The sequence below is a fragment of the Brevibacillus fortis genome, from assembly GCF_046196545.1.
GTDB classification, from domain to species: domain Bacteria; phylum Bacillota; class Bacilli; order Brevibacillales; family Brevibacillaceae; genus Brevibacillus; species Brevibacillus fortis_A.
Genome location: NZ_CP176370.1, coordinates 5,759,141 through 5,771,316 on the forward strand (window position 1 = coordinate 5,759,141; position 12,176 = coordinate 5,771,316).

At 49.0% G+C, this 12,176-nt stretch carries 12 protein-coding genes and 1 pseudogene; 1 reads left to right on the forward strand and 12 read right to left on the reverse strand.

Annotation, left to right across the window (positions count from 1 at the left end; genetic code table 11):
• Window positions 1-6: 6 nt before the first annotated feature.
• The 9 genes and pseudogenes from ACKKE8_RS27995 to ACKKE8_RS28035 all read right to left on the reverse strand — a co-directional run bounded on the left by ACKKE8_RS27995 (window position 7) and on the right by ACKKE8_RS28035 (window position 9,405).
• Complete coding sequence (locus ACKKE8_RS27995; protein WP_409179217.1) at window positions 7-969, reverse strand: ABC transporter ATP-binding protein; 963 nt, start codon at window positions 967-969, stop codon at window positions 7-9.
• The gene (locus tag ACKKE8_RS28000; protein WP_409175886.1) at window positions 966-1,955 is read right to left on the reverse strand and encodes an ABC transporter ATP-binding protein; all 990 of its coding nucleotides are present in this window, start codon (window positions 1,953-1,955) and stop codon (window positions 966-968) included. Before ACKKE8_RS28000 ends, ACKKE8_RS27995 begins: the two co-directional genes overlap by 4 nt.
• Window positions 1,956-1,992: 37 nt before the next feature.
• Window positions 1,993-2,847 (reverse strand): ABC transporter permease, encoded by an 855-nt coding sequence (locus ACKKE8_RS28005; protein ID WP_409175887.1) that lies wholly within the window; start codon window positions 2,845-2,847, stop codon window positions 1,993-1,995.
• A gap of 1 nt (window position 2,848) precedes the next feature.
• Complete coding sequence (nikB, locus tag ACKKE8_RS28010; RefSeq protein ID WP_409175888.1) at window positions 2,849-3,784, reverse strand: nickel ABC transporter permease; 936 nt, start codon at window positions 3,782-3,784, stop codon at window positions 2,849-2,851.
• A 233-nt stretch (window positions 3,785-4,017) separates the two neighbouring features.
• Window positions 4,018-5,904, reverse strand: coding sequence for an alpha/beta fold hydrolase (locus ACKKE8_RS28015; protein WP_409175889.1), 1,887 nt, complete (start codon window positions 5,902-5,904; stop codon window positions 4,018-4,020).
• Window positions 5,905-5,961: 57 nt separating this feature from the next.
• Window positions 5,962-6,534, reverse strand: coding sequence for a TetR/AcrR family transcriptional regulator (locus ACKKE8_RS28020; protein ID WP_409175890.1), 573 nt, complete (start codon window positions 6,532-6,534; stop codon window positions 5,962-5,964).
• A gap of 347 nt (window positions 6,535-6,881) precedes the next feature.
• A pseudogene (locus ACKKE8_RS28025) lies at window positions 6,882-7,445 on the reverse strand (DUF2785 domain-containing protein); the annotation flags it as partial.
• Between the two features lie 72 nt (window positions 7,446-7,517).
• Entirely contained in the window at window positions 7,518-8,246 is a 729-nt protein-coding gene (locus ACKKE8_RS28030) for an alpha/beta fold hydrolase (RefSeq protein ID WP_409175891.1), read from the reverse strand.
• Window positions 8,227-9,405 (reverse strand): DUF4272 domain-containing protein, encoded by a 1,179-nt coding sequence (locus tag ACKKE8_RS28035; protein WP_409175892.1) that lies wholly within the window; start codon window positions 9,403-9,405, stop codon window positions 8,227-8,229. Before ACKKE8_RS28035 ends, ACKKE8_RS28030 begins: the two co-directional genes overlap by 20 nt.
• A gap of 145 nt (window positions 9,406-9,550) precedes the next feature.
• Here ACKKE8_RS28035 and ACKKE8_RS28040 point away from each other — a divergent pair, with 145 nt between their 5' ends.
• The gene (locus ACKKE8_RS28040; RefSeq protein ID WP_409175893.1) at window positions 9,551-10,639 is read left to right on the forward strand and encodes a suppressor of fused domain protein; all 1,089 of its coding nucleotides are present in this window, start codon (window positions 9,551-9,553) and stop codon (window positions 10,637-10,639) included.
• 291 nt (window positions 10,640-10,930) lie between these two features.
• Here ACKKE8_RS28040 and ACKKE8_RS28045 read toward each other — a convergent pair whose 3' ends face one another.
• The 3 genes from ACKKE8_RS28045 to ACKKE8_RS28055 form a co-directional block, all read right to left on the reverse strand.
• Window positions 10,931-11,221, reverse strand: a complete 291-nt coding sequence (locus ACKKE8_RS28045) for a hypothetical protein (protein WP_409175894.1) — start codon at window positions 11,219-11,221, stop codon at window positions 10,931-10,933.
• On the reverse strand, window positions 11,218-11,520 hold the full coding sequence (locus ACKKE8_RS28050) for a DUF2089 family protein (RefSeq protein ID WP_017251752.1): 303 nt from the start codon (window positions 11,518-11,520) through the stop codon (window positions 11,218-11,220). Before ACKKE8_RS28050 ends, ACKKE8_RS28045 begins: the two co-directional genes overlap by 4 nt.
• A 134-nt stretch (window positions 11,521-11,654) precedes the next feature.
• A complete protein-coding gene (locus ACKKE8_RS28055) occupies window positions 11,655-12,131 on the reverse strand; it encodes a DUF1579 family protein (RefSeq protein WP_409175895.1) in 477 nt (158 codons plus the stop codon).
• Between the last annotated feature and the right edge of the window lie 45 nt (window positions 12,132-12,176).

The following is a 12,176-nucleotide window of genomic DNA, read 5'->3' on the forward strand; positions in this document are numbered from 1 at the left end:
GTTCCCTTATTTTTCATAGAGATGACACGCAACCAGTCTGCCGTCTGCTTCTGTTAATGGAGGGGCTTCTGTCTTGCATACATCCATGCACGCCCAACAGCGCGGGTGAAACTTGCAGCCCTGCGGCGGATTGGATGGAGACGGCAGATCCCCTGTTAAAATGATCCGTTCTTTTTTCTCGTCAGGATCAGTGATGGGAATGGCGGAGAGAAGCGACTGTGTGTAGGGATGCATCGGACGCTGAAACAGCTCTTCTTTTTTTGCCAGCTCAATCACTTCTCCCAAGTACATCACCGCTACTCGATCAGCGATATGCTCGACGACACTCAAGTCATGCGAGATAAAAAGGTACGTGAGCGAAAACTGCTCCTGCAAATCCTGAAGCAAATTGAGAATTTGCGATTGGATCGATACATCCAGAGCGGACACAGGCTCGTCAGCAATAATGAGCTTTGGCCTGAGCATCAAGGCGCGAGCGATCCCGATTCTTTGCCTTTGTCCTCCGGAAAACTCATGCGCGTATCGCGACAAATGACTTTTGTTCAAACCGACGATCTCCAGCGTCTCTTCGAGCATGGCTGCTCGCTCGCGCTTTGGGATACCATGGGCAATCAAAGGCTCTGACAAAATGTGCTGGATCGTCAGCTTTGGATTGAGGGTATCAAATGGATTTTGAAACACCATTTGCATATCACGCCGCAGCTTCTGCATGTCTGCCTTCTGTAAGCTGCGGATATTTTGACCCTCGAACACGATCTCGCCGTCTGTCGGCTCGATCAAGCGCAAAATGCATCTGCCCAGTGTTGATTTGCCACAGCCTGACTCTCCCACAATTCCCAAGGTTTCACCTGCGTTGACAGTCATGTTCACTCCATGGACGGCATGCACGTAACTCGGCTGCTGGAACCACCCTTTGCGGACCAGGAACTTCTTATTCAGGTTCTTCACTTGCAAAAGAGGCGTCTTCATCCATTCACCGCCGTGCTTTCCCTGTTCTCTCGATACAGCCAACAACGGCACTCCGACTGTTGATCTACATCCAGCAACGGGGGATTTTGTTCCAAACAGACAGGCATCGCCTTCTCACATCGCGGAGCAAAACGGCAGCCCTTCGGATAATTATCGGGGGTCGGCACACTTCCCGCGATACTGTTCAATCTCTTCTGGCCCTTGGCATTATGTGGCGTTGATTGGATCAAGCCTATCGTGTACGGATGCTTGGGGCTGCGCAGTAGTGTGCGAACATCGGCCACTTCAATAACCTGCCCGGCATACATCACCAGTACCCGGTCACATGTCTCGGCGACGACGCCCAAATCATGCGTGATCATGATGAGCGACATGCCCAGCTCTCTTTGGATTTTTTTCATGACATCCAATATTTGCGCCTGGATCGTTACGTCTAGTGCAGTCGTCGGTTCGTCCGCTATCAGCAGCTTTGGATGGCAGGCAATCGCCATCGCGATCATCACACGCTGTCGCATCCCTCCTGACAAGCGATGCGGGTATTCGTGATAGATTTCATTGGCACGTGAAATGCCTACCTGCGTCAACAGCTCGAGCACTCTTTCTCTCGATTGGACTCGGTTCATGCCCTCATGCTTTTCCAGTCCTTCGCTCAATTGCTTGCCGATGGTCAGTACGGGATTCAGCGAAGTCATCGGCTCCTGAAAGATCATAGCGATCTCTTTTCCCCTGATCTTCTGCATCTCTTTTTCGCTATAGCGCAAGAGATCGGCTCCGTTCAGTTGAATACTGCCTGCAATGCTTCCGTTTTTACTGAGCAAGCGCATCATGGATAGAGAGGCAACGCTTTTTCCACATCCTGATTCTCCAACGATCCCGAGCGATTCACCTCTTTTGACCTGTAAGCAAAGATTGTCCACCACCTTGAAAGCCCTTTCATTTTTTGAAAACGTAGTAGTCAATCCTGTCACTTCCAACACGTTTGTCACGTTACTCACTCCTTTTTCGGGAACGGAAGCTCGTCAACTATGATTTGGGATCAAAGATATCGCGCAAAGCATCCCCGAGCAAATACACCGTAAAAACGACTGCCGTAATCGCAAGACCGGGAAAAGTAGCGAGCCACCAAGCTTCTCGCAAGTAATTTTTCCCTTCATTCAGCATCGTTCCCCACTCCGGTATAGGAGGCTGGGCACCCAAACCGATAAAGCCCAGTGCCGAGGTCCCCAAAATGGCACTGCCAATAAACATGGTCGTATAGACGATCAGCACGTTCGAGATGTTCGGAATGAACTGGCGCGTAATGATCCACCAATTCGAGCTGCCGATGGAGCGGCTTGCTTCCACATAGCCGGATTGCTTGATCGAAAGTGCCGCACCACGAATCAGAATCGAAAAGGCCGGAATCGATGATATTCCGATCGCGATCATCGCATTTTCCTGACTCGGTCCGAGTACAGCTACAATTGCTAGAGCAAGCACAATGCCGGGCAATGCCAGCATGATGTCCATGATTCTCATGATCAGATTATCAACAATTCCTCCGAGATAAGCACATGTCACACCAATCAGCGTTCCTGCTACAAACGTCATGACAGACGCCAGCACAGCTACGGTCAGTGTCACTCGTGTCCCGTACAGCATCCGGGATAAAATATCGCGGCCAATCGCATCTGTCCCTAGCCAAAAGTCTTTCGACGGCCCTTGCATAAATGCTTCGTAGTACGTTTTCGTAGGATCATGCGGAGCAATCCACGGCCCGATGATTCCCAGCAAAACAATGCAGAGCATCATCAGGAAGCTGTATTTCGCTTTCTTTTGCTGCATGATCTTCTCCCATAATTCCAAACGAGGCATAGACCATTGCCTGCTCCAGAACACGCTACACCCCCTCCTTCGCTGCGTAGTCAATGCGAGGATCGAGAATCGCATACAGGACATCAATCAAAATGACAACGACGACATACACAGCTCCAATAAACAGCGTCGTTCCTTGAATCATCGGAAAATCCCGCGAGCTAATCGCTTGAATCGCCAAAGTACCCACTCCCGGCCAGCCAAAAACCTGCTCGACAATCACAGCCCCGCCCAGCAAGCCAGCCAGTTCCAGGCCAATGACAGCCACAATCGGAATCATCACATTACGAAAAGCGTGCCGCAACAGCACAATTCGTTCATTCATCCCTTTCGCACGTGCTGTTCGAATATAGTCATTGGACAAAACCTCTACCATACCAGCGCGAGTGAGTCGGCTGAGTGCCGTCGCCAGCAATGTCCCCAAGGTAAACGCTGGAAGAACCATGTCTTTTAGCCCCGTCCCTCCCGCAATCGGAAACCAGCCCAAATGGACGGAAAATACAAGAATGACGAGCAACCCTAACCAAAAACCGGGTATGGACATACCAAAGGTGGAAAAGGTCATGATCGCTCCGTCGATGGGTGTATCCTTGTATTTCGCCGCTAGGACACCCAGCCCGATACCAATCACAACTGCCACCACGAGGCTGGCTACTGCCATTTTTGCTGTCGCGGGAAAACGATCGGCAATTTCTGTGCTGACAGGCCGGCCCGTTTTCAGGGAAGTGCCGAGATCCCCTTTCAAAACACCAGAAGCATAGTCGAGATACTGGACGACCAACGGTTTGTTCAAGCCCAGCTCTCCGCGAAGCGACTCAATTTGTTCGACAGTCGCCCGCTGCCCTAGCATGATCCGCACAGGATCACCGGGGATGAGATGAATGAGCAGAAACGTAAAAACGGAGAGTCCAAACAGGACAATGATGCCCGACAATAAGCGCTTCACTATATATTGCTTCATGAGGTCTTCACCCAGATGTGAGAAACCGAATAAACTAGCTTCCTCCTGTTGCGTTCCGGCACTTTGCTCTCCTCCCTTTTTCTTCACTAACGACACTTGTCGTTATAGTGTCGTCATTAGTTAAAAATAGTCTATTTCAAATTTACAGAAAGTTCAACTCGTTTTTTCTTGCCCCCATTCAAAAAGAGCATGGTCCCTTTCTACCATGCCCCTTCTGAAGAATTGCTCCGTCGTCATTCCTTGCCGTGCCTCATCTGTAGCAATACGTTTGCCGTTAGCTGTGGGTGACTGATCGGAAAATGATGAGCGACAGAGAGCCTTTCGATCTCTACATTTGCTTTCATGAAAGCATCCTCTGTTCCTTTTGTTAGCTGATACGTTTTATCCTGTGTCCCCCATACGATCTGGGCTGGAAAAGGGAACGGCTTTGTAGTTACCGCCATTTGCCGGAATTCATTCATAAAATAGCGCAGCACGTCTGTATGCGTCTTGCTGATGCGCGGGGATTGCAGGAGCTTCCCTGCCTTTTCTACATAGCCTTTTGGCATTTCCTTCGTAGACTGAAATACCCCTTGCTCAAGCATTTCTTTTTCCAATTTGGCTGACGTTAACTGCTTTTGCAAAAAAAACTGAAGGAGGGCTGGACTCTTCCCCAATCCCGCCTGCAGCCGAGAATACTTCGGGGCATGCAGGGGTGGCTGCAAAAGGTATAGCTTCTCGATTTTTTCCGGTACTCGCTTTGCTGCCTCCCATGCCAAAAGCCCCCCAAATGAATGTCCTGCAAGATGAACCGGAGATGGCAGCTGTCGCAATGCCTCGGCCAATACCTCGATAAAGCCCTCGAGCGGTTTTTCGTGATGGTGATAGGGCGATCTGCCAAATCCGGGTAAATCCAGTAACCATACTTCCTGTTCACCCAGCTGTTCAGCGAGCGGGAGTAAATCGCTCATCTCACTGAAAAGCCCGTGCACGAGCAGCCACGGAGTACCCGAGCCTTCTTTCTTGTACGCGGCCATGCCTGCGATTTGCTCTCGGTGAAAGCAAGGAGGTACTTTCTGATCCTTGACCGACAAACGGTAGTCGAGATCGGCAATCACACTGGGAAGATACGCCGCTACGTCGTATGCATCGATGCTTTTTTTCTCTTTCATTTGCTGAAAGGGAGCGAGCGGGAAGTCTTTCTTTACGAGAAAATCCATCGAATTGGCAGGTACCCCGAGCAAGCCGCTGCCGCCGTTATGCAAGATTTTTTTCAAGACCGATACCGGGAAAGGAATGGTTGGTGGCTTCATCCGTAATTCTTTAGCCATCAACGAAATCAGCTCTGAAAAAGCTGGCGTGGCACTCCGCTCATTTAAGGCGTAATACGTTTGATGCTCGATGTGATTTGTCTCTACAATCCCCACAATGACCTGGGCAAAATCGTCGACGGAAAGCAAGGGCAGCCACCACTCCTTACCACCGGGAAGAACAGGGATCTTACCACGCCGCATGGAGCTGATCACGAGCCCGAATCCATCTGTTTGTTCTGTGTTCCCGGTGCTTCGCGGGCCTATGATCGTACACGGATTTACCACGACCAGCGGCATTCCTTTTTGATACGCCTCTTGTCTGAGGTATAGATCTGCCAGAAACTTGTATTTCTCGTAGCCCCCTGCCTCTTGATAAAAATCGGTTGGCGCAAAAACATCTGTCGCCAGCTTTCCACTCTCATCGTCAAACGGACTCATGTAGCCAACGATATGAATCAGCTTTTGTAGACGCTGTTGTTTATGCAATTCGTTCGCTACTGCTGCAAGGTGACTTGCTCCTTGTAAAATCAATTCCCTCGCCACCGTTTCATCCAGCGAAATATCCATCGGGGCACCTGCATGGATGATAATAGTTGCGCGCAATACCTGCTCGTAATCGCTCGCTGATAATCCCAAGCCCTCCTTTCGCAAATCACCCCGCACGGCATTGCAATTGGACCTCTCTGTTGGTGTCATCTGCATCAGCAATTCATCCCACTTCTCGGGCGAACGAACCAGCGCCAGTACGGTATGACCAGACCTCGCCAGCTGCTTTGTTACCTCCTTGCCGATAAATCCAGTCGCACCTGTTACAAAAACGACAGCCATTGTTTCTGCCTCCTTTATTTTTAGAACTGATTAGTACTAGTGCATTCCAAAAAAATCCTACACTTGAATCAAGTGTAGAAGTGTCTGTCCAGCGTTTACGAGTACCTGTGCATGCCCCTGCGATTCAGCCATGAGCATCGCTCCTTCCATAATAGTCACGAGCAAGACTGCCGTTTGCTGAATTGAGATATTTTCCTTGAATTCTCCACGGGCAATTCCCTCCACGAGCAGCTTTTCCGCTAGGTTCTGCCATTCGATCAGGAACTCGTTGATTCGCGCTTTAACTTCTGGTATTTGTGCCGACAGCAAGGAAAGGATCGGACAGCCTCCTACGCAGGAGCGTCCTTCCAGTTCCTCTGCGATGGTGGTAAAAATCAGCCCCACGCGTGCAGAAACAGACAGGTCTGCCCGTTGCAGGATGGCTTCCAGTGCTCCTCTCAGGACGTTGATTCTGTAGCCGAGTACAGCTACGACGAGCTCCTCCTTGCTTTTGAAGTGGTAGTAAATGTTGGACTTGGAGACTCTACTATGTGCCACGACGTCATCCATACTGGTATTCATGAGTCCTTTTTGCAAAAACAAATCGGATGCAGTGGCGATGACATGGTCACGGTTTGAGGTTCGTTTCATGATTAGTACTATATAGTACTAACGAGTGATTGTCAATCAGTGGAGGAGAAGAAAAAGCGCAGTTCTCTTCGACTCTGACACGCCCGCAATGGGGATTTACTGTCCGTCTACACTTCAAAAAGGGGACCGTCGAGCCAAAGCCACCCTACGGGCGGACGTTTCTCAAAGAAGAAGTGTTCGACAAGCGTGGTCCCCTTTTTGAAGTTCCGACTGGGTAGGCGTTGTCAAGGTTTACGAGCCCTACGCTTTTTCTTCTTACCAGCTTTGTTGGTTCAATCGCTACTTTTAAAACTTCGTATAAAAAAGACAAGGTTGATACCGTCTATCACGGTATCAACCTTCATCCATTAACTGATCGCAAACCTGTTACATTTCGTTAAGGCAGCAAGCATGGCAATCACCAGCTCATTTTCACGGCTATCTCGTGCCCTTCTGAAATAGAGACAGCGTAAAAAGTTCTTGCTGTTCACCCGAGCAATAACTTGAGTACGACTTTTTGGAAGCTCGGCACAGCTTGCCAAATCATTGATCCAGTCAGTGAGTTCCTGCTCGGTAAGCAAACCTTTGTCTATCATGGTATCTACGATGCTCGCGAGTCGTTCGTCCTCTTCCTCATTGAAAATGTGCTTTTCGTTATGCAGCACGCCCTGGATCGCATGAAGAACGTCTCGCTGTACGGCTTCGTCGCTCTCTGGGCACTGCACTAGCTCTACGAATACGTCTGCACCGTGTGCGGTACTGTGAGCCCAACCTCCCTCGGACAAATAGCCGCGCAAATCCTTCTCCTCTTGAAAATAGCGGAGCATGGCCGTTTTCACGTGCTGGAAATCAGCTCGTTCCAAAAAAGGCTTCTGTCTGTGACGGCGCAAAATCAATGCAATCGGCAACGAAGAGAATGTCCTCGTAAATACTTATCCCGCAATTCCGGGTCAGGGTCCCCAATGTATTGCAGCAATCCAGCATGAGCTGGGTTCTTGTATCGCTCACGTGTTTATCTCCCTCAACATGATCAAAATTTCCTCAATTACCATTTCCGGTTCATCGTGATGAATATAATGCCCGCTTCGAGTAGCCATTCTTTGCCTGCTTGAGGTTGAAAGCCGCCTGAAATCGGCTTGCAGACGTTGTTCGATTGTTAAGATTTCCTCGTTCGGCCATTCCTCGTTCCACACGTCCGGTAAGCCTCTCGTGATAATCGAGACAGGTATGTCACTTTGCCGAAAATAGTCAACGATCTCTTGATAGCTTCGTATCTTATCGATCTTTTCTCGATTGAGCATCGGATTCTCGTAATATTCCCTGTTGGCTACGATCAGGTTGTCAGGCAAAACCTTTTCATATGCGAGCTCCTTATATTCGGGAGCGGCGTCAACCAAAACCATCCCCGAAACAAGCTGCGGATATAGACTAGCAAATAGTCTAGCGACCAAACCGCCAAAAGAATGTCCGACTAAAATACACGGTGGCTCCACCTCAATCTCCTGCAGCAAATCGTACAGCTCCTCGACCAGGTCGCGACAAGTCCGCGGGACGACCGCTGCCGCTGGACTCCTGCCTATACCCGCCCGATCGTAGGATAAGGTAGACGCTTCCTGCGAGATACGGTCTTGAACGATCTTCCATGTCTCACCGCTATCGCCCATTCCTGCTATGAAGATCACACTAGGTGCCCCACTTTTTCGCGAATACAGCCTATGTATCCGTCGACACATGATCCCAGTCATCCTCCATGTAACGAACCAGCCAATTCAATGCTCTGTGTCTTTCAACAACTACTTCGTCATTCAAACCGCCCGCAACCGTGCGATTGTTGATGCGGGCATCCACGCATGCCCAGTCATAGCGGTAGATTAAATCTGCTTGGTCGAGAATCTCTTGTTTGCTTCTCACAACCGCATTGCTGTAGAAGGTGCCATAATCACCTGCGCTTCTGAGAGCGTCAATCGCGGTGTTTACATCACAAATCTCATCTGGGAAATGGAGCTCTTCCACATAGCCGAGTGCCCACAGCAGTACCCAGTAGCATTCGTACATCCACACCATCTGAATCATATCGGTTCGATCTGGCTGTGGGTCATTCAAGAAGTCTCTCTCTTTTTCGGTAAAGAATTCAGCAGCGCCAAACTGTTCAATAATTCCCTCGATGAACTCCCGCTCTTCCTTGATTTGTCCGTTTTCGGCGATCCCTCCGGCATATACCGCAATCAAGCATAGAGCAATCGCTCGCTGAACCATCTCATCCTTGCTCCTGATGACAACTTCCTCGTCTCCTACGATGACAGGAAGATGCGGAATGTACGGAATGCCTTGCTCCTGCAATAGCTTGATGCTCCGCTCCTTACGTGCTTCTCCTGATTGGGAGGGCTGAATAAGTCCATCGATCAGGTCTACGCTGACTGTCACCAGAAAATCGTCCACTTCGGATTCTCCTGCCGTATTGAGAATCAGCCTTCCTTGTTTATCGAGCATGTCTCCGGTAGGGAGAAAGACAATCCCGTGCACTTCATTGGCAATTTCCATAATGGACGCAAACGTCTTCTGATCGATCTCCTTACTCGCCACGATTCCTACCGCCAGATTGAGCGCTGTAATTTGGTACAACAGCTTTTGCTGGACTTTCTCATGTTCCGTTTCAATCTGTGCGAAGTAGCCGTACATCCCTTTTTTCATCTGGAGAAACGCTTCTTGGTCATCGTCCTCGCGCATAAGATTGAAGGTGATCTTGCTCTTGCTGAACCATTTTTTATCTGTCACGGTCACGGCCCGCTCGTCTGCGGATACCTCTACCAATTGATCACGAAATGCCTCGACAATCGCAGCGACAACCTTCTCGCATTGTTGTATGGAGACATAGATGGTGCATTGATTCATCAGGTAACCTCCTTAGCTGGGGAAAAATTTTCACAGTGCTGAATTTTGTAATCAATAGTCAATTATGGTATTCTAACCCTGTTTAATCAAGCACAAATCTTTATAGTTATCGGCGAATCTATCACGATGATTGAAGGTGAAACCTATGAAAAACATCCTATTAGAGGAGTTCTCCCCCATTTGTCCGATTCAAGCTTTTGTCGAAGAGGACGAGAACGGCGTCTTTTTTTATTTGTGGGATTATCCCGGTGAGGAGCATGCCAGCATTCGCTCTTGTTGGGTAAGAAATTACGGATCTGCACCGGACTCGATCGATTTCGATGCCATGCAGGATGGTCAAGCTCCCATGCTTCCACGCGATTGCTGCGCTCATCCGGATGGAGCAGACAGGCTAGACCCGGAACAGCTCTCGATCGTTTGGCTGGAGGAAGGCGATGCAGCGGCACTTTTGTATGAAGATGAGGTGCTGTGTGTGATTCCCGGCTGGGCTGGCCCTTCCCCGGACGGCTCGCACTATCCTTCGTATGCGCGAGATTGCACCGGAGAATCTCATTTATGCTTTCCGCTGGGAACACCAGAAACGAACGCCATGTTTGCCCGCATCGAGGCTGCCCAGCATTTTTGGGCGAGCTGGGATGGCAACCCTTGGCCTGACATCCAGCACCAGTTCATGGACGCGATTACCTCGACTCTCGGCCCAGTTAAACAGTATTACGGCATCGACGGCGGACACTGGCCCCCGAAAGCATTAGTGACCATCGAAAAAGGAGACGTTACCTATGCGATGACGCTCGGCGTGTCCATATTGCGTCAGCCAAAAGTCGAGCAGTATGCAGAAGAACCGGAGCAATTACGCCGATTCGAGCTGGCCTTTGCCTGCGAAACCAAATGGCTTGCTCAAAACGAACAGCAATTGTTCGCCTACATCAGTGGCCAAACCTCTCTGCCGTGGTCGTATATGACCTTCCTCGCACAAGGTCATACCATTCCGTGCCAGGAAATCAGTCAGATCACCAGCCACTTCTCCTCCATGCTGCTTGCAAAGCCTGTGGATGCCCCGACCATTCCCCTTCCGCTCATGACTGGCGATCCTGTGAATCTGTTATGGATGATTCCGATTACCGCAGAGGAACAGCAGTATGCAGAAATGAACGGTTCTGAGCAATTGATTCAGCACTCTACGGGAGATGGGGCAGATTGGATTTTTAACGGGGTAGCGAAATTTATGAAGTAAGTATGATTTTGAAGACAGTTTCTGCGGAATACATTCTGCGGGGACTGTTTTTTGTTATCTCCACCGTTGAAGAAGATTTTTTAATTTTGTCGTTTACATCTTCGTGAATCGACGTTTAAGTTGGTGTACAAAAGTCGCGTAAGAAGAAGCGCATTTTCAGTCCAAGCGCCTCTGGAGCCCGCCCCAGCGTAGGAAAAAATGGCGGGAGCGCAGACTGGAAATACGCTTTTTCCCCCACAACAGCTACTATTATCAAAACAAAAAACCACCCTACTCAGGTGGTTCCAGTCACTACAAATCAAGCAACTCCATTCTCTCCATCTCTTTCTTCCTCTTCGCCTTCATCGCTCTTCTGCCTTCCGACCAAGCCAATGATAGAATCGCGATCCCACCAAGTGCTACCAAGATCAAAGTCAGTTCACTGCCTTCTTTAAATAAACCAGTGACATAACCGTAAACCAGGTACGCTAGAAAGAAACCAGGGAAGATCGCCCCCCAATAAGCGTGATTCAGTCTGCCGAGTAAATTTTGCATCCCCACAATACCGAGCCCAACCAAAAATTGAATCATCCCCGTACTCATCTGTTTTCATCTCTTTCTTGTTTGTATTTTTCAATAACGAGCTTGGCTACCTCCAAACTCATCCGTTCGTCAATGACCAGGTTTTTGATCATTTGCACGAACTCTACTTCCGCTTCCTTGCTATGTAATTCGATCTTTTTAATGATTCGGTCGAGCTTGGCCCTCACCGTTGGGTACGATACACCGTACTCATCAGCCATACCCTTGAGAGAGCCCGAACTGATAATAAACTTCCTGATAAATTCGAGGGTCTCCTTGTCCAGAGCTAACACCCAAGATGGAATTTCGTCGCGTTCCATGAATTGCCTCGCCTCCCGCCTTTAATTATATTAACCAAAACTTTAATTTTATTCAAGTATTTTTTAATAAAATGAAATTCAACCATAAAAAAGGAGCATCCTCACCTGATGCTCCCGCTCGTGTCCTCATCCTTCTACTCCACCTTCGTTAATCGAATATCCATCCAATGTGCCCAACTCTCATTATTGCCCAGCCATTCCCAAGTGCCAATGAGCGTGTTGCCATCAACACTGAACTTACCGGTAAAACGTTCGGTTTTCCCTGTGATCGTCCAATCTGTGCCCAATAAATTCGCAGAGTAGGAACTCCTGCTTCCATAATTGTCATATGCGTGCGTGAAGTACATTTGACTAGTCGCATCATAGCCGATGATCTCAATGGTCTTGACTTCTTTATCCCCCATCATGCCATCTACATGGTGAATGAGAAAATATCCCCCAGGCAGCCATTCGTAGGTATCGATTGCTTTCAACTTCGCGGCTGGCCCAGCAGGACTTTCCATAATCAGTCCGTCTGTCACCCATTTCCCCACAAAAATGTTCAGTCGTGTAAGAGCCGGATCAGGCTCGGGTACCTCTTGAGAAATATGATTGACATGTTCATTCATCATTCGGAATACCTCCTTATCGGACAGTGAATTACTGTTAATTCTAGA

Coding starts and splice junctions, on each gene's coding strand:
- ACKKE8_RS28040 (WP_409175893.1), top strand. CDS start 9,551: ATGAAAAACATCCTATTAGAGGAGTTCTCCCCCATTTGTCCGATTCAA.
- ACKKE8_RS27995 (WP_409179217.1), bottom strand. CDS start 969: ATGAAGACGCCTCTTTTGCAAGTGAAGAACCTGAATAAGAAGTTCCTG.
- ACKKE8_RS28050 (WP_017251752.1), bottom strand. CDS start 11,520: ATGGAACGCGACGAAATTCCATCTTGGGTGTTAGCTCTGGACAAGGAG.
- ACKKE8_RS28035 (WP_409175892.1), bottom strand. CDS start 9,405: ATGAATCAATGCACCATCTATGTCTCCATACAACAATGCGAGAAGGTT.
- ACKKE8_RS28020 (WP_409175890.1), bottom strand. CDS start 6,534: ATGAAACGAACCTCAAACCGTGACCATGTCATCGCCACTGCATCCGAT.
- ACKKE8_RS28015 (WP_409175889.1), bottom strand. CDS start 5,904: ATGGCTGTCGTTTTTGTAACAGGTGCGACTGGATTTATCGGCAAGGAG.
- ACKKE8_RS28045 (WP_409175894.1), bottom strand. CDS start 11,221: ATGAGTACGGGGATGATTCAATTTTTGGTTGGGCTCGGTATTGTGGGG.
- nikB (WP_409175888.1), bottom strand. CDS start 3,784: ATGAAGCAATATATAGTGAAGCGCTTATTGTCGGGCATCATTGTCCTG.
- ACKKE8_RS28055 (WP_409175895.1), bottom strand. CDS start 12,131: ATGATGAATGAACATGTCAATCATATTTCTCAAGAGGTACCCGAGCCT.
- ACKKE8_RS28030 (WP_409175891.1), bottom strand. CDS start 8,246: ATGTGTCGACGGATACATAGGCTGTATTCGCGAAAAAGTGGGGCACCT.